The following is a 26,732-nucleotide window of genomic DNA, read 5'->3' on the forward strand; positions in this document are numbered from 1 at the left end:
TCCTTACGCTTTTTGTGTGCCTAAGTTTGCAAGCACATCTAAAATTTCTTTATAGAATTCTTCACGGGTACTACCGCGATGAATTTCTTTATATAACTCACCATCTTGAATGAATAAAATACGTTGACAGTAACTTGCGCTGTAAGGATCATGCGTAACCATCATAATGGATACACCTTGCTCTTTATTTAAGCTTGTCATGGCATTAAGTAAACTCGTTGCATTTTTAGAATCTAGAGCTCCAGTCGGCTCATCTCCCAAAATAATTGCTGGTTCATGAACTAACGCACGTGCTGCTGCGGAACGTTGCTTTTGTCCACCAGATACTTCAGAAGGATATTTTTGAAGTATCGCTGTAATGCCTAACATATCAGCTACTTTTTCTACTTTCTTTCCAATATTACGAGATGAAACACCTTGAAGTGAAAGTGGGAGTGCGATATTTTCATAGATAGATAAATTCTCCAATAAGTTAAAGTCTTGGAAAATGAATCCTAACTTTTGTGAACGAAAATCAGAAAGTTCCCCCTGCTTCATCCTCGTAATATCCGTTCCTGCAATTTCAACAACGCCGCCTGTCGCTTTATCTAACGTTGAAATTACATTTAATAATGTTGTTTTACCAGAACCAGAAGGCCCCATAATACCAACAAACTCTCCCTCTTGAATTGAGAATGATACACCTTTTAATGCGTGTGATTGATTCTCACCTTTTTTACCGTACAATTTTTGAATGTTTTTTACATCTACAACTGGCTTTATCATTTATATCCTCCTACATTTTTTTATTTCATTACAATAAGCTACTAAATTTGTTTACTACTAACAAAATAGACATGTTTCCTCCACACTTAAGCTACAATGAAATCTTTCCTTTTATCTTCTTTGCTCACCTCATCACTTTGAATACACCCATGATAAACTATGAAAATTAGGAAACACCCCGTAAAATCCTTAAGATTTCTTAAGTTTTAAAAAAAGCTTATGGAACCTGTAGTTCCATAAGCTTTCTATCTAATTGAATGTTCAACAATAAAAGACATCCAACCATCTTTATATTCTGCATGTATATTACCATGATGAAGTTCAACAATTCTTTTTGAAATAGCAAGTCCCAGTCCATTTCCCTGGTCATCTTTTCTTGCCTTGTCCCCCCTGAAAAACCTTTCAAACAATTTATTTGGATCGCTAACAGGCGGTTTCTCGACTTTATTTGATACTTTCAACATTGCCTTGTTACCTATTAGTTCAAGACATATAGATAATTCGGATGGTTTCATGCTGTACTTTATCGCATTCATAAAAAGATTTTCATAAACACGTACCATTTTTTCTACATCTATGAAGATAGGTATTGTTTCTTGCGTAATTGATTTTTGAACGATTAAACTTTCCTTTTCAAATATAGGTATGTATTCTCCAACTATTTGTTCCAACAAACCTGATAAATCAACTTCATTAAGGTTTAACTTAGCATCTATACCTGATAAACGAGTATACTCAAACAGCTCATCAATTAAATATTTCAGTCTCTGTGACTTTGAATACGTGGTTTCAAGGTATTCCTGTAATTGTATGTTACTGTTGTATTGCCCTCTTTTTAATAAATCTATATAGCCAATAATAGATGTTAAAGGTGTGCGTAAATCATGAGATACATTGGTGATAAGTTCATTTTTTGTACGTTCTAATTGTCTTTCTTGTTCAAATGTATTCTCCAATTCCTTGGACATATAGTTGATATTTTGAGCAAGTTGGGTCAATTCGTCCTTCCCCTTAATCCCAATTGTTAAACCCAGTTTTCCATTTGCAATATCATTCACATTTTCCGAAATGAGCTTCAAATATACTATTTTCTTTCGAACCAATAGCAAAAAGATTACTATAAAGTTTAAGATTGCGAACGTAAATAAGAACAACATTACGAGTCTCACTTCAAACATGCCAAAATCTTCGTGTTTTATAAAAAATGGATCTATGACGTATTGCACAATGAGGATTGTTAAACCAAATGAAATAAAAAAACTAATTGCAACAGCACCAAGAAGTTTTATAATAATCTTATTTCTGAAACTAACATTCTTCATATTTTATACCCAATTCCCCAAACAGTTTTAATATAAATGGGATGTTTAGAATCTTCTTCAATTTTGTCTCTTATTTTTGTAATATGCACCATGACGGTATTATCTGATTTATAAAAAACCTCTTTCCAAACTGCTTCATATATTTTTGCTACACTCAGGACAATCCCTTTGTTACGGGCGAGTAGTTCGAGAATAGCAAACTCTTTTGGAGTTAACCTTGTTTCTTTTCCCCTTACCCATACTTGACGAGTATCTGTATTCACGGTTAAGTCACCAATTTCTAGAATACTTTTATTATGTTCTATGGACGTATTGTATTTTTTAAACCTTCTTAATTGGGATTTTACCCTAGCAATTAATTCTAGTGGGTTAAACGGTTTTGATAAATAATCGTCTGCACCAGAGGCTAGGCCCTGAATTTTGTCTATATCCTCAGATTTTGCAGATAGCATAATGATAGGCATATTGCGATCTTCCCTAATTTTCATACATGCTTCAATGCCATCCATATTCGGCATCATAATATCTAAAATAATCAAATCAAATTCCTTTTCTTCTAACAGTTGTAAAGCTTGTATAGCATCTTCTACCTTTTGAGTTTTTAGGCCTTCATTTTCCAGATATACAGAGATAAGATTTCTAATCTCTTTATCATCATCAACAATAAGAATTTTTGACTCCATATTATTCCTCCACATTAAATGCAATAAGTATCCAATAAAGCATATATTTGTTGTTACTTAGTTAATAAACTTAATAGAGATGGTTTCTATCTTCTTTCTTTACTTAAGACGATCTTTTGTAAAATACACAAAAAGACCGTCACAGTATTGTGACTAAAAAACAAGAAAATTTCAATAACTAATACTATTATTATTTATTTTTAGCTTTTAAGACACCCAGCGCTATTTTGGTTGCTTCTGCAATAAGCTTATCATCGTATTTAGCATCCTCTTTATCATGATTAGAAAGTATCGCAAGAACAATTGGCTTTTTATTTGGTGGCCAAATAATTGCGATATCATTTCTGGTTCCATAAGATCCTGATCCAGTCTTATCAGCTACTTCCCATCCTCCTGGAACTCCAGCACGAATTAAGTTGTCTCCCGTAGTATTCCTTTTCATCCAATCTATTAATAAATCCCGTTTCTCAGTTGAAAGTACATCTCCTAGCGCAAAAGCCTGAAGACTAGTAGCTAATGCCTTTGGGGTACTAGTATCATGTACGTCTCCTGGATGCACTTCGTTTAACTCTGGTTCAAAACGTTCAGGATTTGTAACGGTATCTCCTATTTCTCTCAGTGATTTTTTGAATTCACTAGGTCCACCTAATTGTTTAAGAATAAGATTTTGGGCAGTATTATCACTATATCGAAGGGAAGCATCTGCAAGCTCTTTCAGAGTCATACCCCTATCAACATACTTTTCTGTAATTGGATTGTAATTAACAAGATCTTCACGAGTATACAAAACTCTTTGATTTAGATCTTCTATTAATTTCTTTTGTAAAAGTACTCCCACAGCTAAAGCTTTGTGGGTAGATGCGTATGCAAACCGTTTATCTGATTGATACGTAACGGTTTGATTCGTATCAGTGTCCAATGCATAAATACCGAGTTTAGCATCAAATTCTTTTTCAAGTTTAGCAAAAGAATCATTACCAGTAGTTTCTTGTTTGGTTTGATTTGTTTGTTTCGTTTGTTTCGTTTGTTTTGTTTGTTTAGGTAATTCAGACTGAGTATTGCCATCGGAACAGCCTATAAGCGTTGCACACGAAAGAAATACTACAGGTACCATCTTTTTGTAATGTAAAATGTTAAAAAACTTGTTTAAGACTATCATATATTTTCAACCTCTTTCAAGAATATATAGTTTTTCTAGGTGTTATACATATCGATACAATTAAAGAGTGTATCGGATATCACTCTTCTTGCATCTCACTTTTCATAAAATGATTGAACTATCATGAACACCTGTTTTATACGTATACTTAATAGACAACCTAAGTAACAAGTTTGTTCCATTTTTATCAGTAGTCGTATCTAGAAACCTAAAAGAGTCCATTTAGAAGATTTAAATGGACTCTTTCACTCATATAATACTATCTATTGTTAAACAAATAAGATTAAATACATTTAAATTTTCTTGTTTTATCTACTAAACTGTTTAGGCATTTCTTTAACGTGCTTATCATCATCACGCCAATCATAGGTTTCTTTCTGCGAAACATCTAAAGTTTGATCTCCAATTCTAACAATATTCTTATTTACCCATTCAATATATGGATCGGTATCTGGATAATTCCAATATATATTTTTCTCTGAATCTGTATCAAGGTTAACTAATTCACCCCTAACAGCATCCGCACTTAATGATCCTGCATTATGAAAATAAGTCTTGATGAGATATTTTCCATCTGGAGATTTCACTGTTCGAATTAATTCCCCTTTTGGAACACCTTGCAAACTAAAAAGTTTCCAATATCCAAATCCAATTATAATTACTAACATAGTAAGTATAGTTAGTAATACTTTTCTTTTTGTTTTTTTAATTTCACCTTTTGTATTTATAATACTCATTCAACTCCATTCCATAATATATCAAAAATAAAAATCCTCCGTTAATACGGGATAAACATGAAAATTCCCATTTAGGAAAACTTTAAAAAATCAGACTGTATACTTGAATTGCTCTTCGCAAGAGAATATACTAATAAAGCAGGCTATGACGTTCCTTCCTTCTAACTTCTTTGGCGAAATAGGGATGTTACTTTCCTGCTAAACACATAGGCTATGACAATTCTTCCTTCTTTGTAGAAATTTCAAATTGTTTTAGAGTTGTCAATTTCCTATGAAAATAATTAGACTATAAAACCTCTTTCTTCTTTGGGTTTGAATAAACTTTAGTTTATCAACCATTGATGTAGAGGTTTTCTTTTCTTAATTAACAAATTACCACTTAACAACTAAATGTTACACCCCTAATTTTCCACTAAAAAATAGCTTTATACCCTCAGTGCATTTCTCTACAATTAGTGTGTTTATGCATGTAAAAATAAAAATCTACCACTGAAAGGAGGACAGTCGGACTATTCCCCTCTTTTATAAGGAGTGAATAATCGGCGTTCTCATGAAAAATTCTATTTACATAAGAAGAAGTTTGAAAGTAATTATAAAAAGAGAAGAAAATAAACTACCGAACATGTATTTAGCCACTGCTTTAAAAAACTTGGAAAGTTTAGGATTTACTTTTTCTGAGCCTTTAATAGAAGAGTTGCAAACACTTTCGGTTGGTGCATTCACATCGTTTTACAAAGAGTTGGTAAAACATTTAAAAGAAATGGTTGGTGCACATATTCAGTTTACTCCTATGTATCCAAACTTTCCGCAACAAATGATGGATTTAAGTGACGCTGATTTATACATCAATGCCGTTATTCATTATGTGACGTTGCGCCTACCTGTATCAAAAGTAGAAGAACGACTTCCTCTTTTAGATAGCGTTGATTTGAAAGTTATTGACTTAGGAAGTGAAGAAGATTTCAATCAAATGATTTCTCAATTGATTCGTGCAAACAGCTCTATTTCCTCAACTGATAAGACAGATGTAGAATGGGCTATTACACACACTGAAGATGTTTCCTGTTTTCTACCTAATGTAATTCCCCATAAGGAAAATATGTCTTTTATAATTGGGGTTTTATTAATAAACAGAAAAATATCAGCCGATGCTGCTGCAAAGTATTTTAAAACAGCAACTGATGTTCTTCGCCTTGCAGTTGCTTTATCTGAAGGTGATGTGAGTTTAGCATCCTCCGTTCGATTCAAGAAGTTTAACCGAGTAGAAAGACGCTTCCTTTTAGGATTGTTAGAGCAATGCGGAAACATTACCGAAGATATGATTCGATACAAAAAACGTTGGATTCGTTTAGGTGAAATTCTTCATCCAGCAGAATATCATACTCGTTTCCCAAAAACCCACCGAGCATTTGAGATGCTTCGCAACAACATTAAAGTTGAAACATTTAATGGAAAAATAGAAGCAGCTTTGTTGAATCGTGATATCATGACAGCGAAAAATCTTTTAAAAACTCGCCCGGGGGAATTTGCCAGACGCTTGGATCATTTAATCCGTTTATGTAGTGATACGTCAACAGATGTTTTCAATATTCTCGAAGAGTTTCTAAGTATAATAGGAAATGTTTCTACTCCTGTATTACTTCAACTCACGGCTCATTTTAAGCATCGAAATGATAAAAATGAATTTCGCACCTTTTTTCCAAAGGGAAATGTAGCAAAAGCTATAGGTATTGAAAATACACTTCCATTTATCTCAGAGGATATTTGTTTAATGATTGTAAAAATGTGTGAAGATACTTTAAAAAATCGCTTCGCAGAACTTCCAAGTCTCGGAAAAGTATTTTTGGATGAACAGTTAAAAAATCACTTAGTTCCCTTCTCTCAACGTTCAGCCAGCAAAGCGCTTCGCACATTATCTCGAGGAAGTAAAGTAGATTTGCCAGAAGGAGATACGATTCGTTTTTTCCTATGGTGGAAAGAAGGCTATGTGAATGGACAACATACAGGACGTGTTGACATTGATTTGTCTGCTGCAATGTACGACGAAGATTGGCAATACAAAGAACATGTATCCTTCACGAACTTACGTTCAAAAAATTTCAAAGCCTACCATAGCGGAGATATTACTTCTGCACCAAAGGGAGCATCTGAATTCATTGATTTCGATATTCCGTCTGTGCTGAAATATGGTGGACGCTATGTAGTTATGACTTTGCTTTCTTACACAGACCAACCATATAAAGATTTACCAGAATACTTTACTGGTTGGATGGTTCGTCAATATCCTGGTTCAGGTGAAATATTTGAACCTTCTACTGTTCAAGATAAAGTGGATATTACTGCCGACACCCAAATCTCTATTCCAGTTATTTTAGACTTAAAGGAACGAAAATTGATTTGGACAGATTTGTCTCTTACAAGAGATCTAACTTATGATAATACCATCGAGGCTAATCAAAAAGGTATGATACTAGTTGGAAAGGCTTTAACTAATTTAGTTAAACCAAATTTATATGACTTGTTCCGATTACATATTGAAGCTAGAGGTGAACTCGTTCAAGACATCGAAGAAGCAGAAACTATTTTCTCTTTGAATAAAGGGATTACTCCTTTCGATATCGAAAAAATAATATCTGATTTTATAGCTGACTCAAAAGGCTAACTACATTACAAACATTGATAATGTGTGGAAAATATCGATGTATAATGTCTATGTGAAACAGGACCTGATAGATGTTATCAGGTCCTGTTTTTTATTTAGTAGATACTAAATAATCTGGTTAATCACTATTCATCTAAATACACTATACTAATAAAGTGAAATTTATTCGAAAGAAGTTCATTAGTTAATATGTATCTAATTAAGAAACATTCATATACCAGCCCAAACATCTTTTCCATATCGCCCTTCATCTTGCACACGATTCAACCAATTTCTTGCTTCTTGTTCACTGACTTCATGAATTTCTTGATATGCTTGACAAAGGGTATCTTCTACATCCAGAGCCATTTTACTTCCATCACCACATATATAAAGATGAGCTCCATTATCTAATAACGAAATTAAATTGATTCTATCTTGTTTTATCAAATGCTGTACATATGTTTTTGGATGTCCCTCTAAACGAGAAAAAGCTGTGTGTAAAGAGATTAATCCATCTCTTTCATCATTTTCTAGTTCTGTACGATAAAGATAATCTTTTTCAGGATGACGACAACCAAAATATAGATGCGCTTGTCCTAAGTTCATACCTTTTTGCTTTTGAACACGACGCGCTTGCAAGAATCCACGGAATGGTGCAATTCCAGTACCTGGCCCAACCATAATAATTGGTGTTTCTGGATCTTTAGGTAATTCAAAGTTTGATTGTGGCGTTCGAATGAAACAGATAATCTCATCTTTATTATGACGCTGAGCTAAGTAATTAGAAGCGACTCCTTCATATGTCCCTTCCCCACTCCATGCAGGTGCATTAACAACACCGACCGTAATGCTCAGACGATTGTGTGCAACGAGTGGAGAGCTTGAAATAGAATAGTAACGCGGTTTGAGCGCAGGGAGAAGTTCTAAAAAGCGTTCAAATCGGATTTCACAAGCCTCATACTTTTCAAGAAGGTCCAACATTGAAATCCGTTTCTTTAATATTTGTTCATGATAAACTCCTTCTTCTAATAATGCTTCCAATTCTTTTTTATGAGGAGGACATGCTGTGAATGTTACCATTTCTCGTATTTGTGCTCGAGTGGCAGCTTCTTGAACTTCAACACTATAACTAAGAAGGTCCAATAAACTAACAGGACTGTCTAAAGGTATGTGATTTATACTTCGTCCACTTGCACTCAGTATAACTTGATCCTTCCCATTTAATCCAAAACGTTTTAAAATTCGGTTGATATTTTTCTCGCTATTAACTGGCAACACTCCAAGGTGGTCTCCTTCTTTATATGTAGCGCCTTCTGGCAAAGATACCTCGATATGTCGTGTACTTCTATCACTGCTGGATGATTGAAGTTCACGATTTTCTAGTATAGATGCATAAACTGCTTCATATGTTCGTGCAAGAGGAGATCCTCCAAGACGACTGACAAATTGCAGACTCAAAGTACTGCGCTCTTTTTCCATATTTTTGTTGAGCTCCAATCCAAATGCCTTCATCGCATCAGACCACATGTTTTGTTTCCATTGCTCAAGCTGTTCCTCGAAATCACCACTTGCATCTGCTTCTCCGCGTTTAGAAAATCTTGTTGCTCCTTTTTGAGCCATTTGCTCATCAATGTATCTTGGAATCCGTTGGTAGGTACTAGCCCAATTATGATCTCCACAACCAAAAACTGCGTATTGAACCCCTTTTAGCTCATCTGGTTTTAGTTCCTCCAACCATTGCACAAACTGCCCTGCATTACTTGGCGGTTTTCCATTATAAGAAGAAGTCACAATAAGTACCGCTCCTTCTTTTGGCAAACTTCCAATTCGATCGTTAAGAGCTACCACTTCCGTTTGAACTCCTTCTAAACTAGCTGTATCTGCTAATTCTCTTGCAATACCTTCTGCTACACCTGTATCCGAGCCATACAGAACAAGAAGTGAAAGATTATCGGCCCCAATAATAGAAGGTGTCTTCTGGACGTGTTGCTTAATTTCATCGTTTTTCAGCTTGTCCTCTGTAGGTGCAAGAACAGTAGGATGACTAATAGTTTGTTTTCGGGGTAGAATCCTAATCTTAAAATCACCGGGCTTTAGCGTTAATGTTTGTTTTACGTCCAGCTGATAGTTTTGATAATCGATTAATTCAAAATGTTGAAGAAGCATTCCCATTACAAGAGTGGCTTCATGAAGTGCAAATTGCATACCGATACATGCTCTCTGGCCATTTCCAAATGGCTTATAAGCATGATGAGGAACCTTATCCAGCTCTTCAAATCGTTCAGGTTGGAATTCTTCCACATTGTCTCCCCATGCATCTTTATCCCTATGTAGCTGTGGAATAAGAACAGAAATACGATCTTCTCCTTTCTTAATTGGGTATTTCCCGCCAATCACTGTATCTTCTTTTGCATAGAGACTGAATGCTGGAGCGGTAGGCCATAGACGTAGCGATTCATTTAAAATCATCCGTATATACTTCAGTTTCATAACTTGTTGGTATGTTGGAGTAGGATCTGTCAAAACACGGTCTACTTCTTCATAGGCTTTTTTCAATTTATCCGGATTCTTTAATAAGAAGTAAATTGCAAAAGATAACAATCCACTTGTTGTCTCATGTCCAGCTATTAAAAAAGTAATAATTTGGAAACGAATGTTTTCATCATCTAATTTTTCACCAGTTTCCGGATCTGGCACATTTAGCATACGGGAAAGTAAATCATTTTCTTCCTGATCTCCACTACTTTTACGTTCAGCAATAATATTATCTACTAAAGAAAACATAGATTGAATATCATGCTGAAATTGACGTTTCGTTCTCCACATAAGTTTGTCTTCTATATCCAGCCGCTGCAATTGGTGCATCGCCTCATCTAGAGCACGGGTCATGCTAGTAATAAAAGGATGAGGGGTCTCACGATAAAAGCTATTGAATCGGTAATTAAAACCACATAGACCAATTGTATCTAACGTAAGACGAGTCATATCCTCCGGAACATCTACGTTTTCATTCGGATTAAGCCGTGCCCATTTTTGAACGAGTTGTACAGCAATATCGACCATCATGGCATGGTAATCTTTCATTGCCCGTTGGCTGAATGTAGGCATCAAAATATTATGAGCTTTTTTCCAGTTAGGCTCGTGAGTCTCGCTAGTAAATAATCCGTCCCCAGCAAAGGCACGAACTTTTGCTAAAGCACCCTCTATACTTTTATCGAACCGCGTTTCGTCACAGACTTCTGCTACCAATTCATGTCCAGAAACGACAATGATGGTATCACTTAAAGTTTGAATTTGAAAAATGGGACCATACTCTTCCGCTATCTTGATAAAGGATAGGGTCGGTTTATCTTTATCGATTAATGGGAGATTACCCAGCGGTCCATATGTTTTCGGCTGAGGAATGGCAGATACTTTTTTTTCCATTTAAAACACCCTTTCAAAAAAGCATGAAATAAAGTGAAACTTTAATCAGTGGGGGTTTTGTTCATCCCCCACTGATTATTAGTTGAACCAATCGGGCTTTTACGGGCAGTTGGTCCCCCACCTAACTTCTTTGCTTCCGCTAAATTTTGAGGTGGGGGTCTTACTGCCCGTTAATGCGGGATAACATATCCCATTTAATAAAGAGGAAATAGCAACTAATCGCCTGGGATAAAGATATGTAATTGATTACCTTATTTTATCTTTTCCCTAACTATTCATGATTATGATATTGCGTATAAGCTTGGCAATTAGATTTATAACTTGTAGAAAAATACTAAATTAAAATGAAGCGAATAAATATAGTTGGAGCCTTTTAATGTTGGTATTAAAAGATAATCTAAACTTGTAATGTTTATGAGAAATTGCAAACGGATCTCATCTCTTGTATTTGTTCATAAAAATGATTATTTTGATTCATTTTCTTCTAAAACACCCCAAAATAGAGAAGTTGACGAGCTTAAGATTGTAGTATTTGAAAAATCAGTGGTTTAGTTAAACCAATACAATAAGCAATATACCGTGTTACTAATGAAAGAGGACCTGATATGAACATCAGGTCCTCTTTCACTATATAATTATGTCACTGCTTCTTTCAGTTCTTTTCCCATTTTAAATACCGGCGCCTTAGTAGCAAAAATTTGTATTTCTTTATAGTTTATCTAATCAGCAAACAACTTGTAGGAATCATTATCTAACGTTTTATTCTTCTCTACCGATTTAACTTCTCGACGGCTTCCGCACTTGTGTCTACACGTTTAACGAAAAAAACTAATAGTAGTGCAACAACATTCATGCCAAGCGCTACATTGAATGAATATTGAATTCCGGATAATAAAGCCTTCTGAGTTACTATTGCCTTCGTAGTTTCTGTGAAGGTTGTTGGATCTATATGAGACATTAAACTTTCAGCTTTTGTTTTTGTTACAGAGTTCATAATCGTAACAAGAATAGCAGTACCAATCGAACCGGACACTTGTTGAGCTGTATTATTAACAGCTGTACCGTGTGGATTTAGGCGAGTTGGCAATTGATTAAGACCATTTGTCATAAGTGGCATCATCACCATCGCCATCCCAAACATCCGCAGTGTATAAATAAGAATAATATGTGTGTGACTAGAGTCAATTTGCAGATTTGCCAACATATAAGTTGAAACAGCTGTAATGGAAAGCCCTACTATGCCAAGAATCCGAGGACCATATTTATCAAATAGTTTACCTGTAATTGGTGACATAATCCCCATTATTACCGCACCTGGAAGCATCATCAGCCCAGAGCTCAGCGGCGAAATGCCACGGACGTTTTGTACATAAGCTGGTGTTAAAATCATACCCGAAAACATGGCCACCGCGTTAACAATTGCAATTACAGACGCAAGTGCAAACATTGGGTACTTGTAAACACGTAAATCCAATAACGGCTCATCCATTTTTAATTGACGGATAATGAAAGCAATTAAGGCAATAGCGCCTATGATTAAGGCTGTTAAGACAACTTTATTCGTCCAGCCATCGGAGCTTGCAGAACTGAATCCATATAACAGACCGCCAAAACCGACAGAAGATAATAGTAATGAGAGATAATCAAGTTTTGCATTTTTGTTTTGTTTCATGACATTCTCAGATTTCCAAATCCCTAACAGTAAGCTAATGATTGCTAACGGTAAAATCATTTCAAAAAGCAAACGCCAGTCATAATACTCTACAATATAACCTGATAGTGTCGGCCCAATTGCTGGAGCTGTAATCATAACTAGTCCAAAAATCCCCATTGCTGTTCCCCTTTTTTCTCTCGGAAAGCTTACTAGCATAATATTCATTAACAAAGGTCCCATAACTGAAGAGCCTGCCGCTTGAACCATCCGACCAGTAAGTAATAAACCAAAATTCGGTGCTACAGCCGCTAAGGCAGTACCAAGAATAAAAATCACCATAGATGTAATAAATAGGCTCCTATTTGAAAAACGCGTTATTAAAAATGCTGAGGCCGGAATTAATATACCACTTACAAGCATATACCCTGTAGAAAGCCACTGGATCGTTGAATAATCTTGAATGTTTAAATCTTTCATTATTGATGGCAAGGCTACATTTAAAAGGGAGTTATTTAGAAATGAAACAAATGCCCCAATAAAAAGGATTACAAGCATTAAATATGGTGGTTTTCTTTTATGTAATGTTTCACTCATATATTTAATTGCCCCTTCATTATAAATTTCATTGATTCGTTTAAATCGTTTACATATTTGCACAAGAAAACATTACCCTTGCAGTATTTTGCCAAACTCTTCGAATGGATATTCTCTTTTTAGCAATTCCACTTGCTCAACATACCATTTTAAAATCTTTTTGTTGATGAAACCTTTATAAAAACGTTTGTTAACGGAATTTAAATTAGGCTGAAATACAAAAAGAAGCAACTGAAAATACCCTTCTAAAATAAATTGAAACTTTAAATCAATGGGAATTTTACAGGCAGTGAGAAAAATCAACAAGACCACGCACCCATTCCTTTAAATACAGGCTTGTAGATCTAGTTATGTAACCATCCCAAAAAAGGAATATTACATAGGCTAAGTCTAACATTACATTTTTAAAGTGAGGGGAATTAGCGTATGCACCAATATTGGTATTTGAAGTCACAGGGAAACGGGGAACAATATAATAACCAAATTTCATTATATTCACAGCCCGAAATAACTAAATCTGAGGTAATGAATGATTTGAAGCTTCCTGAGAATTGGAGTTACCGAGTTTATCCAGTTAGTTGGGATTCATCAGCCAATTATACGGGGTTCAATCCCCAACCTCCTCCCTTCTCTTTGGGGCAGCAGCCAATTAATTATGCAGGGATAATACCACAAGGTCACCCTGCTAATTGGACTCCATTACCAGGTCATGCAGGTTTTAATTTTCAAAAACCTCCCTTCCCCTGGGCGCAACCATTCAATCATACAGGGATGTTCGCACAAGGTCATCTTGCAGCTTTACTATCGCCGCCAGCCAAGCCTTTTCATTTCAATACCAATAACTCGGGTGTTTTTGGAAACCCTCCAGGATGGGGTGGTCCGTGGGCCCCAATAGGATGGGGAAATAACGGAGGTAGCGGTCAGCTAGGAATGCTTGGAAACTTACTTACAGCAGGAAAAGGCACCATGAGTGGAATAGGAATGATCAGTAGTTTAATCGGGATGGGGAAGTTCTTCTTTTAGTTAATTAGAACAGGAGAATGTGGCTGTAGCTTTAATCAGCCACATTTAAGGACAGTAATCTCCCACCTAACTTCCTAGCATAGCATTCGCGGAAATTTTAGGTGGATATGTATTGTTACAAGTTACTGTTTTACTTTGAGTACTCCTTTACTTTCTTATCAAGTGCCTTACTATAAGCATCTTTGTTTTCCTGTGATAACTCATAAACTGCTTTTTTCCAATGCTCTCCGTCTACACCTGATAAAAATTCAGTACCTTTCATTGCAGCTTCTTGAATCTTCTGTTTATCTTCTTTACCAGCATCCTTAATTAACTTCGTTGCTTTTCTTGCCTCTGTTACCCCTTCTTGTATGGATTTGTGAATGTCTTTGTATGTATCAGGTACTTTTATGTGTTCCATATTATCTAAAATTTTATCTATCTCGTTTGATGTTTTTAAAACAGCTTTTGCTTTTTCTTTATCCTTTAAGGATTCCCCTAAGTTTAGTAATAGTTCATCCTTCTTAAATTGGAACTCTACCACTTGCTCACATATGTAGTACGGATACTGTTGTTCGGAAAGTATTGTTATTGCTTTACTAGTTTGCTCAGTCTTATGAGTAGAATCTTTATCTCCTACCTCGCATCCGACTAACAGCATAAATGGAACTGCTAACGTTACTAGTTTCTTTGCTCTCATTATGTATTCTCCTTGTGGAAAGTATTGTAAGTAATTAACATATCAAACTATAACATACATTACATTATGGTTCACTTCCATTACGCTTTTAAAATGTAAAATAAGAATACACCCCATAAGCCACAAATAAGATTAATAGAATAGAAATGCCGAGTACCGTATATATAATCCATTTTAAATTTGAATTCATATTATCCTCCTACCTCTCAATAATTCCAGTATATAACAAAAAAGCATTGGATACCCAATGCTTTTTACACTTACGCAAATAAAGAAGTATTCGCATATAAAGCTGGTGAACCACCTGAATGTACGAATAAAATATTGTCTTCCTTATTAAAATTACCTTTTCTAATTAAGTCGATTAATCCCGCTACTGCCTTACCTGTATACACTGGATCAAGTAAAATACCTTCTGTTTTCGCAAGTAACTGAACTGCCTCTACCATTTCCGGCGTTGGTAACGCATAGCCTGGTCCTACATATTCATCAAAGCACGTAACAGCGTCGCGCGAGATAAAGTTTGGAATACCAACATGTGCTGAAGTTTCATCTACAAGTTTTGCTACTTTCTCTTCTTGCTCAGCTTTTCCTCTACTTACATTAATCCCGATTACAGGAATATGGCTTTGTGTTCCAGAAAAACCAGTAATTAAACCAGCATGCATACCGCCGCTACCACTTACACAAACAACTGAACTGAAATCAATTCCTTGCTCAAATGATTGCGCCATAATTTCTTGCGCACAAGCAACGTATCCCATAGCGCCTGTAGGGTTTGATCCACCAACTGGAATTACATATGGTGTATTTCCTTTTTCACTTACTTCTTTTGCTACTTTATGCATTTCTTCCATCAGGTCTGCTCCGTTCGGTACAACAATGACGTTTTCAGCACCTAATAAGTGATATAAGAAATAGTTTCCGTTAAAGTCTCTCTTCTCTTCTGGCTCAAGCCCTTCCTCTAATACAAGAATACATTTCATTTTTTCTTTTACCGCAGCAGCAAGTGTCAGGCGGCAATGATTTGACTGAATACCACCAGCTGTAATTAACGTATCTGCACCATTTTCCTGTGCATCTGCAACTAGAAATTCTAACTTTCTCGTCTTATTGCCACCGGCTGTTAAACCAAGTAAATCATCTCGTTTAAAATAAATAGTCGGACCACCAAGTGCTTCTGAAAAATTGTTTAACTTTTCAATTGGTGTATATGATTCTGTATATTTTTTTCTCGGGAATTTAGCTAAATTCATTGTAACGCTCCTTTTGTACTTCTTTCACAATATATGTAACGTTACTATTATTACACGTAAAAATGGTGAAGTCATCTTTCTCGGTTAAAAATGTATTAGAATTTCATTTTGATAAGTAAAACCGTATTAATGATTTTAACTTAATTACGGTACATGAAATTTATATCAACGATTTTTTAAATATATCGTTCATTACTTACAATTTATCAACGATTTTTCAAATATATCGATCGTAACTTGCAGTATATCAACGATTTTCTTAATATATCGATCTATCGACAAAAAACGACAGACAGGCAACCCCTTTTTCATCAACAAAAAAAGAGCCCACACATTCAAATGCAGACTCCCTCCAATCACTTATTTACCGAAAAACGAAGTAACTGCGTTAATCCCGGCTCTAAATTCATTTCACCTTTATGGCGTACGTATACGACTTTATCTCCATCAAATTTCGGAGGGTTTGCTTTACTATACGTATGCCACTCATTCGTTCCTTCTATAGTGTACTCCATATATTCAGTTGCACCGACAATTATATTTTTACGATCATCTGCCGTTACATTTGGTGCCATCTGCGCAATTTTTGAATCACTAATTAATAACTTCTTTATATCCTTATCACGTTTGTAATCGTAAGCTGTCACAATTACATCGTTACCATATGCTTTCACTTGTAACCCTTGTTTAAATGAATAGCCATCTGGAGCAGTTTTCTCTCCTCCATTTGGTCCTGCTGACATCCAGCCTGTTTCAATCCCGCCCGTATTTACAACAGTGAAACCTTTTTCATCTCCGCCTTTAATTTTCTTTTTACCAGCCCAGTCAGGTAAGTTTAAATCCCAATGCGTATGACTCGTGAAGAAAACAACTTGCGGATAGTCTTTTAATATATCGTACAATTTATCCACGTTTAAATAATCTTGTAAATATGGTGATTGTCTTGATCCAGATACTGTATCAGGTAAAACGTGATGAGAGAAAATAAAGATTGGCTTATTTTTATCTTTTTGACTGTACTCTTCTAAATTTTGTTTTAACCAACCTAATTGCTCATCACTCATATATACTTCGTCCCACATTTTTGAATCGTGGTATTTCATATATTTTTCCGTTCCTAAAAATAGAAACGGATAACCGTCTAATTCTTTTTTATCATATACCTTTTCTTGTCCACTAAATTTCAGATAGCGGTTAAATAAAGTTTCCTCATTTACACCATTTGGCCATGTACTTTGAGAGAGTTTTCCATCTGCTGTCCATTTACCAGCATAAAACTCATGATTCCCAACAGTAGACCATACATTTTCTGGATGCTTATTTTTATTTAACACACGCTTTACATCATCATATTGTGACTGTTGTCCAGTCGGCGTTATATCCCCATTCATAATAAGCGCTCTAGAAAGTGGCGTCACTTTGTTCATATCTTTTAGCACATGATCAAAATCCCCTAAATCACCTTGAATATCACTAATAACATTAAAAGTTGTAGCTGATTTTCGGGCTTGCTCTTTCCCTTCCGCATGCACTGAAAACGTCGGTAATAATGCCACCATAACTGCTAACGAAGCAACTGTCTTTTTCATACAAATTCTCCCCCTAATAATAGAATGTACAAACTGACATGTTCTGCTTTCTCTTAGGTGCTTGTCCAATTCACATTATAAAGAGGGATTGTAAAGATAGATGGAGTAAAAAATTAAGTGTTTTTTAAGAGATTTTGTTGTTTTTTGCACTCCACAATTCGCGATTCACGCCAATCTAGCTTTCTAGTCTTTTACATTACATACATGTAAATTTTGATGTTAAATCTTTTCGTTTCATACGTTGTTTTTATTACTTTTAATTTTCGGGAAAAATCCACTAATTAATAATGTTATAATCCATACCATTATTAGAATGAAATTTATTGTATTACCGGAATTCAAACTAAACACTCTCCACAAATCGGCAGCACAAAAAACGAGAACAGCAGGAATAATAAGTAAAAATGTCCTAACTACTAATCCGATGTAAGATTTCTTCTCTTGCTTAAAAATGAACGTTCTTCTACCTTTGTACAAACTAATCACAAACAGTAGCAAATATATACTAAATGTGGCGCCAATAACAATTGATGTAATGAAGTTAGTTTTTCTCTGCTCAGCTAGAGCGAAGTAACTTTCAGGTAATTTTCCAGTTTCATATTCAATCCATGCGTGGTAAATATCCTGTCGTAAGTCTATACCACCTTCACCATTTGTAAGGATTACCAATCCATCCTTTGTATTAGGAATGAAACCATAAAAAGAATGCCAGCCACGATTGTCACCAGAATGATAAAGTAATTTCCATTGATTAGATAGTTTTTTTTCAAATATACCTAAACCATTCTCCCCTAATATCGGCTTTTGCATTTCCTCAACACGTTCACTTTTGATGACACCATTCCCTTTATTATTTGCATCCATGCTTGCAAGTATCAATGCCATCATATCGGTAACATTTGTCTTAAGACCTGCAGCAGCCTGTTCGGTAAATTGGTAACTAGGGAGCTCCGCCCTTTTTTTCAGAATATTCTATCCGTTAATCAGAGTATCCTATTCACATATCTAGTTCTATCGATTTTTATTACTTAACCTTACAAAATTGTAATAAAAATCAAAGATCTAAAGTTTTACTGTTCTTTATCCAAAGACAATGATATTCATCAACAAGATAGACATGAGGTTATATTTATGGTTTCAGTTAATGTCCCTAAAATACTAGTTCGGTTAATCAATTGGATATATTCCACACTACAAATATTCATTTTATAAAAAGAAGGACCCCACACATTTTGAGTAAAATGTGTGGGGTCCTTCTGGCTTCCCTAAGTTTTTATGAAAAAGATTGATTATTTTATGTAGCCTACTAAAAAAAACATTTTGTTCAATCAACTAACAGAACAAGATTAAACACTTATAACTCCTACAAATTACGAATCTTATCCCTTTTTTGCTTAAAAGCGATGTTTTTTTGCCATCGGTTCTATATATGTATTTAATATCCACATTAATACTTTCCATACCTTTTGTTGTCTAGGTGGTAAATGAGCGTTATATACATAACTGTATTCAATCTGCTGTATTGCACCACGATTTCGTTTGAACTCTCCAGCCCCAGCACTACAATGACAAATTAAACCTTTTTCGATAGAATCCATTGTAATAAGGAGGGAAAGTATACGGTATAAACCTTGTTTCTGGTCAGAGTTTGTATTATAGCCAAGGATCGGCGTTGTCATAACTCCATCCCTAATAAAATAAGCAATGACACCATCAATTGCATTCCCTTTTTTTATGGCCTTTATCTCAAATAAACGATGCTGAAGAGCATTCCATACATAAGCGGGTGTAAACATTGGGTTATGGGCGGAATATTTTTCAATATATAGTTGGTTGTATAGCTGGGAAATTTGTGAAATATCATCTTTTGTTAATTCTTCATTCGTAATGATTTCATAATTGCTTTTCTCTAATAAACTTTTATCATTTAATAAGTCTTTTCGTTTTTTTCGATTCATTTTTTTATAGTGTTTCGGATCAAATAAATATATAGAACGAGACATAATTTTATTGTAACCTGCTGTAGATAGTGCTTCTGTCGTTAAGGGATATAATTTGTTATTTAAAGAGCGAAATAGAATTGTATGCTCTGGAAATTTTCCAACTAATAATTTCGTTATTTGTTCGATTTGTTGTTCGTTGATAGAGTGATAAAGATTTGTTGAAAGCATCCAATTATTTACTACAATTGCTTTATTAATATTCGTTTGTCTTAGCCAATTTCCCATAAGATGAATCGGATAGGTTAATAGCTTCTCTAGCCATGGTTTTTTCAACTCCCATAGCTCTTCTAACGCATAAGATATGTAATGTGTATAAGGAGAACATACATATGAATTTTCAAACTCAGCGTTATTAAGAGTGACTGGTAAGATGAGATCATCAATTTCTAGTAGAAAGAGCTGCGTGTTAACATTTTCTATAAATGCTGTAACGCCCTTTTGAAAAAGGGGCAAGAAACTATCTCGTACATACGCTCCATCTTTTTTGGATTCCCAATCAATGCTATGCAAAGAATGAACATCATGTAACTGAATCATTTATGTTCACCACGCCTTACAAAACTTTCTATTCTTTTTAATTTTTTATCATATACTTGAATATCGTAATGTGAAAAGAAAAAATGTGGTATCGCACACTTTTTCGTAGACCACAGTGCATGTAACTCTTGCATTACATTGGATTTACATAATTCGAGATCTTCAGGTAGTGCTTTAAGTTTAATTTCAATTTTATCTACGCTATGTTGTATTACTTTAAATTCTTGAATTTCATTAGATGCAAACAAAATTGCTCTTCTAATGAAATCTGGAAAAATAAATATTTCGCTATGATCCACTTCACTTATTCCAATAAATATATCGTCACATCGACCATCAATACGTTCTAATGCTAAGAAAGGTGAGCCACAGCTGCACGGCGTTTTTTTCTCAATTAATATGTCATTGAGACGATATCGTATAATCGGCTGTGTTTTCCTCATGAAATCAGTAATAATGGGAACGAATATCCCTTTCTCTTGATCTAAGTATTCTTTTTCAATATGAACGAGGTCTTCATTTATGTGTAATGTCCCCTGCTTGCAGGTTGTAGCAAGAAAACCTTCTGTACATTGGTAAACTTGGTGTACTGTCTGCTTGAAAGTTGCAGAAATAAAGTCTCTATCAATATCTTCAAGCACTTCTGCTACAGAGATAATTTTCTTAGGACAAATTGTAATCAGTCCTTCTTGCTGCCAGTAAGCAATTTTCCGTAACATAGACGGAGGTGCAATTAAAATAGATGGCTTTACTTCATTTAATCGCGTGATATGCTGTTGAAACGAATCTAGTAAATCAAAAAAATGAAATGAGATTCGCTTATTTTTTGTCGCTTCGTATAAATTGCTATTTGCACGTAAGAAAAAAGCAATCGTGTGTTTATGTAGAACGCTAGAAGGAAGCACCTTTCCAATAATCGATCCAGCCCACAACGTTTGTTCTTCCTCGGAAACGAGAAAAACCCCGCGATTTCCACTAGTGCCTGATGATAAACCGACAGTTATATTACGAATGGTTGGTGAGAAATTCCGGGTCTTCTCTGCTTCAAATGCTATATGAAACGCTTCTTCCTTTGAAATATGGACTGTATTTAATGTATCAAAATGTTCCATCATTACTTCTTTATCAATAATCGGGAGTGCAGACAAATTTCCCTTTTGAATTTCATGTGAAAACGGTTTATATAACTGGCGATAAAAAGGCGACGCCTCTATCGTGAACAAAAGTTGTTTTTCTATTTGTCGTTTATGAAACTGTTCCAATTGTTTGCGATTTGAAAATCTCAAGCCATATTTTGTTTTCAAGTATTGCTTGAGAATCCGTAGTTTATTCATAGTACACCCCTGCTTTAATTTTATCCCATGTATGTTCACAATGAGTGGGTACAATTTCAATCTCAGGTGATGTTTGTGATAAATAGTGTAACTTCTCAATATTCTTCCGATAAGACTTTGGATCGCTCGTTAAAAGGTTGGCAATCTTACTAGGAAAGACAAGGTTTTGATACGTTTTACTTAGCCACACTGCGTCTGCACAAAGAAAGACAATTTTATTACTCTGTAAATGGACGAATATACCAAATTGACCAGTTGCATGTCCTGTTAAGTCAACAGCAAATAATGAACCATCACCAAATACATCATACCCCTCTTCAAACTTTCCATATGTAGAAGGTAAGTTAAGGAATGGAGTTTGATCAATGAATGTCATCCTCTGCTCTAAATCCACTGGCAGTGTATCTTTTAGACACCCTTTTAATAGAGCACCAAATTTACTTCTCTTTTTAATATCCTCATAAGCTTTTGCGAAGGTTAATATTTTCGCTTTTGGAAAATCGGGTAAACCAGCTGTATGATCACCATGAAAATGAGAAAGAATAATGTATTTAATTTCTTCTGGCTGAATACCATCAAGAAGAAGTTGCTGTTTAATAGATTGTTCTTCCGTAAAATGAACAGGCGTTAATTTTGCATATACAGAGTAAGGGAATTTTTTTGTCGCTTCTTTAAAGTGTCCTGCATATCCAGTATCAAACAAAATATATCCTAATTCTGGATGCTGGAGTAATCCTACTGTAGCTGGAAAACAGATTTGTTTCCAAGTGCCCTTGGAGTATGCGATTTTTTCTGGATGTGTGCAATATCCTGTATCATATAGCTTTAAAGATTTGATTTTCATCGTATTTTCCACCAATCTACAAATTTTGTAATTCCTTCTTCTATACTAACCTTTGGAACATATCCTAGTTCTTCTTTAGCTTTATCAATACTTAACGTCTGGCTTTTTGAAAGGACGCTAACGGTATACTTTGTAAGAATAGGTTCTTTTCCGAATAAAATAGTTTTTGAGATTCCTTCTAATATAGTCGCTAGTGTAAAAGCAGTTTTGTAGGAAATTTTTTTATATCGCACTTCCTTATCAAGGCGCTTCATTACATGTTCTATGACCTCATATAAATTTATACGTTCGTCATTTGTTATATTGTACTTTTGCCCTAATGTATGTTTTGGGGAATGCATACAAAGAAGTAAGGCATCTACAACATTCTCAACATACGTAATATCAACAAGAACATTTTCTGTACCAATTCTCGGTAAGGCCCCTTTTTCACATACTTTAATAAGACGCGGAAGAATCGCGTTATCTCCTGGTCCGAATAAAGCGCGCGGGCGTATTGTGATAACTGGTAAACCCTGCGCGAAAGCTTGATCAATAGCTTGTTCAGCCATGTACTTCGTTGTTGCATAATGATTTACAAACGTATCAGGAAGTTTCGCATTTTCTACTACATTTTGTCGCTCATCATAATAGAAATAAATACTTGGTGTTGATACGTGGATAAGGCGTTTTATACCGTACTTCTGACTTCCCTCGATAATATGTTTCGTTCCTAACACATTCGCATTATAAAAATCTTCATATTTGCCCCAAGGGGAAGAAAGTGCGCCACTATGAAAGATATAATCTTTATCTTTACAAACTTGTAGCACACGCTCCCTGTCTTCAAAAGGACAATGAACAAACTCGATTCCATTTTGTTCTAATCCCTTACCGATTGTTTTATTTCTTCCCGTTGCCGTTACTTCATAGCCCATATTCTTCAGTCGAAAGGCGAGTTTTTGTCCTAGAAAGCCCGTTCCACCAGTTACTAGCATTTTCATAAATCTTCACCATCCCACGATATGTCATATGTTGTTTGCTCTAAAATAGTCCGTTCATGTTTATAACTTTCACGCCATAATTTGTACATGCTAAAAAACTGATAAAAAAATGGTTTCCAATCATTGTGACGATAAACGATATCTGGATATGAGCATAGAACTTTTAAACATCGTTTACGTTTTTGTTTACTTTTTAAATAAGGAAATCCATATAAAAGCATCGCTAACCGAATTGCACACTCCGAATTTTGTTTTGGAATGAATGAATTGTTTACTGTTTCATTAAAAAAAACGGGCAATATTTCCTCATCGAATAAATGTAATCCACTTGTAGTACGTGGATTACATTCAATTGGAATCGCATCTCCATTCTCTGTAACGATAAAATCAAAAGCGATTTGTCCTGAGAAATTTAACTCTTTTACAATATGCGTAACAAACTGATCAATTTTAGGATGATTCATATGCTTAAACGCAATGGTAGCACCCAAGCCTGCCGTGAATTCCGTTTTATACGTAGAGTGAGCTAACACTTCTCCAGATTGTGCAATACTGTAGGAACAATGCTGCGTCCCTTGTATAAACTCTTGCATAATATAATTCGATTTATGTATCATGCTTTCTTTTAGAGCAGCCTCTTTTGTAATAAATTCCACTTTATCAGAAAACCGAGAATAAATCGGCTTTAATACAAAAGGAGTATGAGCTGGTGTTTTGTATATCATTAACCTTATCGCTTCTTCATTACTTATTCTGCTTGTTGCAGGTACTTGCCACCCTAAATTCGCTACTAACTGAATGAATTCCCACTTATTATGCAGTAATGAAAGTTTTTGAAAATCATCTACTAATACATGACAAAACGCATTTAATTCCTCTCTATATTTAGATATATAAAATACTTCTTCACAAGTAGGGATAAGCAAATCTACATTGTGACGTTGAATAATGGATAGTAGCGCACGAATACTTTCATTTATTTTCCACTTTGGGGATGGGATTTTATAAAAGTAATCCGTACTCTTTGAAACTTTACTTAACGGATAAGGAATACTATCTGCAATAATAACGGTATGTCCGGCGTTATGAAACAGTCTGCATAAATGCAAAGTTGCTGGTGCACGTGCCCCTGTAATTAATACTGTTTTCTTAGTATTCAAGAAGGATGCCCCCGATAGAAAGTCCCGCAGAAGTACCTAATAATAATATTTTATTTCCGCGTTGCACTTTCTTTTGCTTAATCGCTTCGAAAAGAGCGACTGGAATAGATGCGGAAATCATATTACCGTAGTCTTCAAAAATGGTCATAAAACGTTCTTCATCTACCCCTAATTTTTTACGAATGAGTCTCATAGCTGGTCCACTTGCTTGGTGAGGAACAATTAAATCAATATCAGCTAAAGAATAACCAGTATCCATAAGGAGCTTGTCGATAAACTTCAATAAATACTTAGAAGATAGTTTAAAAATGGCTCTTCCATTCATATCGAACAAGAAGTCTTCTTTTCTTTCCTCACTATACTCCCTAGGATGAATCATCGTTCCACCGCCACGGATTTCTGATAAATGGGCACCAGAGCTATATGTTTCCATATGGGAAGCAATAATAGAAGATGAATGATCGCCTTTTGTTATGACAACAGCTGCCGCACCGTCACCGAATAAAATACTGCTTTCATTTTGTCCCCAATTTAATCCAACAGAAGAAATTTCAGAAGAAATAATAACAACATTTTTATATCTTCCACATTCAATTGCGTAAGAAATTGTATCAAGTGCTGTTATAAAACTTAGACATGTTGAATTGATATCAAAACATGGAATACCAGAATGCTGTAGCCCGAGCTGTTCTTGAATAAGTGATGCAGTAGAAGGGATTGCCTGCTGAATCGTTCCGCTTCCGCAAATAATACAATCGATATCATCCCATGTTAACTTAGCATCTTCTACAGCTTTTTTTGCAGCTTCCGCCCCCATATAAGAAGACGTTTCCTCATCAACAAAGTATCGTGTTTTTACTCCAGCTTTTTTTAATGTCCAGCCTTCTGGCACATGTAGCATACGATCTATTTCAAAAGAAGCTACCTTTCGTTTTGGAAGATAGCTACCAATTCCTTTTATACTAATATACCTTTTCATTTTCTATCGCCTCTTAATCTTTTTATAAATTTAAAAATTCCGTCATATCTAAATACTGTTGTGGATAAATACAGATTTTTTCTTGAAATTCTGCCATCCCATTATGTACATCTAATCCTATTTCTCTTCAACAAAGAGCCAGTTCTCTACTTGAGAACTGGCTCTTTTTGCATGAGAATTCTTCAAATACATAATATAGAAAAAACATTTATATCAATCCAACTATATTATAACAATTATCCAAAAATAATTAATAGTATTTTTTGTAAATAAAAGTGAATATGTGGTACAAACTTATGTGAGATGATAGTTTATTGAGCAGCAAATATAAATATATGGAACGTATATACATCTCATTTAAACATCTTCTATTTTCTCTTTTGTTTAAAAAAAGACACAGAGATTCCTCCCTATGCCTACTAATTCCTTACCTCTTCACCGCATGCACATAATATACCGTCTCGAAAGCTTTCAAATAATCATTTCTTCCGGCAAAATATAATGTATTTATATCCTCTGGTGATAAATGCTCATAAATGAGTAAGCCCGCCTTCTCTAACAGTGCTTCCATTTCAGCATAAGAATAACATGACTTCATCGGTTCTCCGCATACCGCAGCCATTTTCACCATATTTTCAACTCGATTGGACAGTCCCTTTTCCGTAAACAAATTTTCATCGGGATAATCAAAAACGATAGAACTACCTGCCGGAACCATCTCGAATAAACATTCTAATAAACTAGCAAGTTCCTCTTTCGTTAAATAGTACGTAACACCTAAAAGGCTAAAGAAAGTCTTTTTATGTTCAAATCCTTCATTGCGTAACTGTTCATAGGAAAATCCTTTCGTAAAATCCATTGAAACAAAATGAAGGTTATTTGGAACTTCAAGTTCTACTTCTTTTATTCTTTCCTTCTTAAACGCCTGCGTAGAAGGATGATCCACTTCAAATATTTCTATTTTATTTTCTAATTCTTGGTGTCTAAAACTGAACGTATCTAAGCCTGCACCGAGTATGACGTATTGTTTCGCTCCCAGCGTAATCTCGTGTAGTAATACTCTTTCACAATATGCCGCACGTGCTAAAGGTGTTGGTGATAATTGCACTTGTGTAATCCATTTTAATATTTCTTGTGGATTATCTTGAAACTGCTGTGCAATGTCTGTATTGAAGAAATGTATTCCTTGAACCATATTCGTTTCAATATTAATTCGTTCTTTTGGCGAAATGAACTCTTTAGCTACATAATCATCAAAGATTTTCGGATTATCAAATTCACTATGATATGCCCTGCTGAAAGCTGATACTAACGACGTTACACTTGCTTCACCTTGTTTCACGCACATACACTCTCCTTCA

At 35.0% G+C, this 26,732-nt stretch carries 20 protein-coding genes and 1 pseudogene; 2 read left to right on the forward strand and 19 right to left on the reverse strand.

Features of this window, described 5'->3' with window-relative positions; genetic code table 11:
- Positions 1 to 3: 3 nt before the first annotated feature.
- The 5 genes from V7S45_RS15720 to V7S45_RS15740 all read right to left on the reverse strand — a co-directional run bounded on the left by V7S45_RS15720 (position 4) and on the right by V7S45_RS15740 (position 4,666).
- The gene (locus V7S45_RS15720; RefSeq protein ID WP_000595170.1) at positions 4 to 765 is read right to left on the reverse strand and encodes an ABC transporter ATP-binding protein; all 762 of its coding nucleotides are present in this window, start codon (positions 763 to 765) and stop codon (positions 4 to 6) included.
- A 245-nt stretch (positions 766 to 1,010) separates the two neighbouring features.
- On the reverse strand, positions 1,011 to 2,087 hold the full coding sequence (locus tag V7S45_RS15725) for a HAMP domain-containing sensor histidine kinase (protein ID WP_025686864.1): 1,077 nt from the start codon (positions 2,085 to 2,087) through the stop codon (positions 1,011 to 1,013).
- Positions 2,084 to 2,770 (reverse strand): response regulator transcription factor, encoded by a 687-nt coding sequence (locus V7S45_RS15730; RefSeq protein ID WP_000444089.1) that lies wholly within the window; start codon positions 2,768 to 2,770, stop codon positions 2,084 to 2,086. The genes V7S45_RS15725 and V7S45_RS15730 overlap by 4 nt, the downstream gene beginning before the upstream one ends.
- Positions 2,771 to 2,960: 190 nt before the next feature.
- Positions 2,961 to 3,929 (reverse strand): class A beta-lactamase, encoded by a 969-nt coding sequence (gene bla / locus V7S45_RS15735; protein ID WP_342761424.1) that lies wholly within the window; start codon positions 3,927 to 3,929, stop codon positions 2,961 to 2,963.
- Positions 3,930 to 4,237: 308 nt separating this feature from the next.
- Positions 4,238 to 4,666, reverse strand: a complete 429-nt coding sequence (locus V7S45_RS15740) for a DUF5412 domain-containing protein (RefSeq protein ID WP_000022543.1) — start codon at positions 4,664 to 4,666, stop codon at positions 4,238 to 4,240.
- A gap of 550 nt (positions 4,667 to 5,216) precedes the next feature.
- Here V7S45_RS15740 and V7S45_RS15745 point away from each other — a divergent pair.
- Entirely contained in the window at positions 5,217 to 7,328 is a 2,112-nt protein-coding gene (locus V7S45_RS15745; protein WP_025686862.1) for a hypothetical protein, read from the forward strand.
- 210 nt (positions 7,329 to 7,538) lie between these two features.
- Here the strand turns inward: V7S45_RS15745 and cypD are convergent, their stop codons facing one another.
- The 3 genes from cypD to V7S45_RS15760 form a co-directional block, all read right to left on the reverse strand.
- Positions 7,539 to 10,736 carry a bifunctional P-450/NADPH--P450 reductase gene (gene cypD, locus V7S45_RS15750; protein WP_025686861.1) on the reverse strand — a complete coding sequence of 1,066 codons (3,198 nt, stop codon included), beginning with the start codon at positions 10,734 to 10,736 and terminating at the stop codon, positions 7,539 to 7,541.
- 769 nt (positions 10,737 to 11,505) lie between these two features.
- A complete protein-coding gene (locus V7S45_RS15755) occupies positions 11,506 to 12,984 on the reverse strand; it encodes a DHA2 family efflux MFS transporter permease subunit (RefSeq protein ID WP_025686860.1) in 1,479 nt (492 codons plus the stop codon).
- Between the two features lie 72 nt (positions 12,985 to 13,056).
- On the reverse strand, positions 13,057 to 13,296 hold the full coding sequence (locus V7S45_RS15760) for a hypothetical protein (RefSeq protein WP_000243463.1): 240 nt from the start codon (positions 13,294 to 13,296) through the stop codon (positions 13,057 to 13,059).
- 114 nt (positions 13,297 to 13,410) lie between these two features.
- On the opposite strand from V7S45_RS15760, the gene V7S45_RS15765 reads away from it, so the two are divergent.
- A complete protein-coding gene (locus tag V7S45_RS15765; protein WP_025686859.1) occupies positions 13,411 to 14,007 on the forward strand; it encodes a hypothetical protein in 597 nt (198 codons plus the stop codon).
- Positions 14,008 to 14,137: 130 nt separating this feature from the next.
- Here the strand turns inward: V7S45_RS15765 and V7S45_RS15770 are convergent, their stop codons facing one another.
- The 11 genes and pseudogenes from V7S45_RS15770 to V7S45_RS15820 form a co-directional block, all read right to left on the reverse strand.
- Positions 14,138 to 14,686 (reverse strand): hypothetical protein, encoded by a 549-nt coding sequence (locus tag V7S45_RS15770; protein WP_001201796.1) that lies wholly within the window; start codon positions 14,684 to 14,686, stop codon positions 14,138 to 14,140.
- Positions 14,687 to 14,946: 260 nt separating this feature from the next.
- A complete protein-coding gene (locus V7S45_RS15775; RefSeq protein ID WP_001046615.1) occupies positions 14,947 to 15,942 on the reverse strand; it encodes a D-cysteine desulfhydrase in 996 nt (331 codons plus the stop codon).
- A gap of 356 nt (positions 15,943 to 16,298) precedes the next feature.
- Positions 16,299 to 17,531, reverse strand: coding sequence for a DUF4073 domain-containing protein (locus V7S45_RS15780; RefSeq protein ID WP_025686858.1), 1,233 nt, complete (start codon positions 17,529 to 17,531; stop codon positions 16,299 to 16,301).
- 196 nt (positions 17,532 to 17,727) lie between these two features.
- Positions 17,728 to 18,482 (reverse strand): annotated as a pseudogene (locus V7S45_RS15785) (penicillin-binding protein); the annotation flags it as partial.
- A 443-nt stretch (positions 18,483 to 18,925) separates the two neighbouring features.
- On the reverse strand, positions 18,926 to 20,071 hold the full coding sequence (locus tag V7S45_RS15790) for a hypothetical protein (protein WP_025686856.1): 1,146 nt from the start codon (positions 20,069 to 20,071) through the stop codon (positions 18,926 to 18,928).
- Positions 20,068 to 21,405, reverse strand: coding sequence for a F390 synthetase-related protein (locus V7S45_RS15795; protein ID WP_025686855.1), 1,338 nt, complete (start codon positions 21,403 to 21,405; stop codon positions 20,068 to 20,070). Before V7S45_RS15795 ends, V7S45_RS15790 begins: the two co-directional genes overlap by 4 nt.
- The gene (locus V7S45_RS15800; RefSeq protein WP_000695253.1) at positions 21,398 to 22,249 is read right to left on the reverse strand and encodes an MBL fold metallo-hydrolase; all 852 of its coding nucleotides are present in this window, start codon (positions 22,247 to 22,249) and stop codon (positions 21,398 to 21,400) included. The genes V7S45_RS15795 and V7S45_RS15800 overlap by 8 nt, the downstream gene beginning before the upstream one ends.
- Complete coding sequence (locus V7S45_RS15805; RefSeq protein ID WP_025686854.1) at positions 22,246 to 23,232, reverse strand: NAD(P)-dependent oxidoreductase; 987 nt, start codon at positions 23,230 to 23,232, stop codon at positions 22,246 to 22,248. Before V7S45_RS15805 ends, V7S45_RS15800 begins: the two co-directional genes overlap by 4 nt.
- The gene (locus V7S45_RS15810) at positions 23,229 to 24,392 is read right to left on the reverse strand and encodes an ATP-grasp domain-containing protein (protein ID WP_025686853.1); all 1,164 of its coding nucleotides are present in this window, start codon (positions 24,390 to 24,392) and stop codon (positions 23,229 to 23,231) included. The genes V7S45_RS15805 and V7S45_RS15810 overlap by 4 nt, the downstream gene beginning before the upstream one ends.
- A complete protein-coding gene (locus V7S45_RS15815; protein ID WP_025686852.1) occupies positions 24,382 to 25,371 on the reverse strand; it encodes a beta-ketoacyl-ACP synthase III in 990 nt (329 codons plus the stop codon). The genes V7S45_RS15810 and V7S45_RS15815 overlap by 11 nt, the downstream gene beginning before the upstream one ends.
- Before the next feature lie 427 nt (positions 25,372 to 25,798).
- Positions 25,799 to 26,719 carry a class I SAM-dependent methyltransferase gene (locus tag V7S45_RS15820; protein WP_089607566.1) on the reverse strand — a complete coding sequence of 307 codons (921 nt, stop codon included), beginning with the start codon at positions 26,717 to 26,719 and terminating at the stop codon, positions 25,799 to 25,801.
- Positions 26,720 to 26,732: the final 13 nt, after the last annotated feature.

It is taken from the genome of Bacillus sp. BR3(2024), assembly GCF_039134555.1.
Lineage (GTDB): Bacteria > Bacillota > Bacilli > Bacillales > Bacillaceae_G > Bacillus_A > Bacillus_A cereus.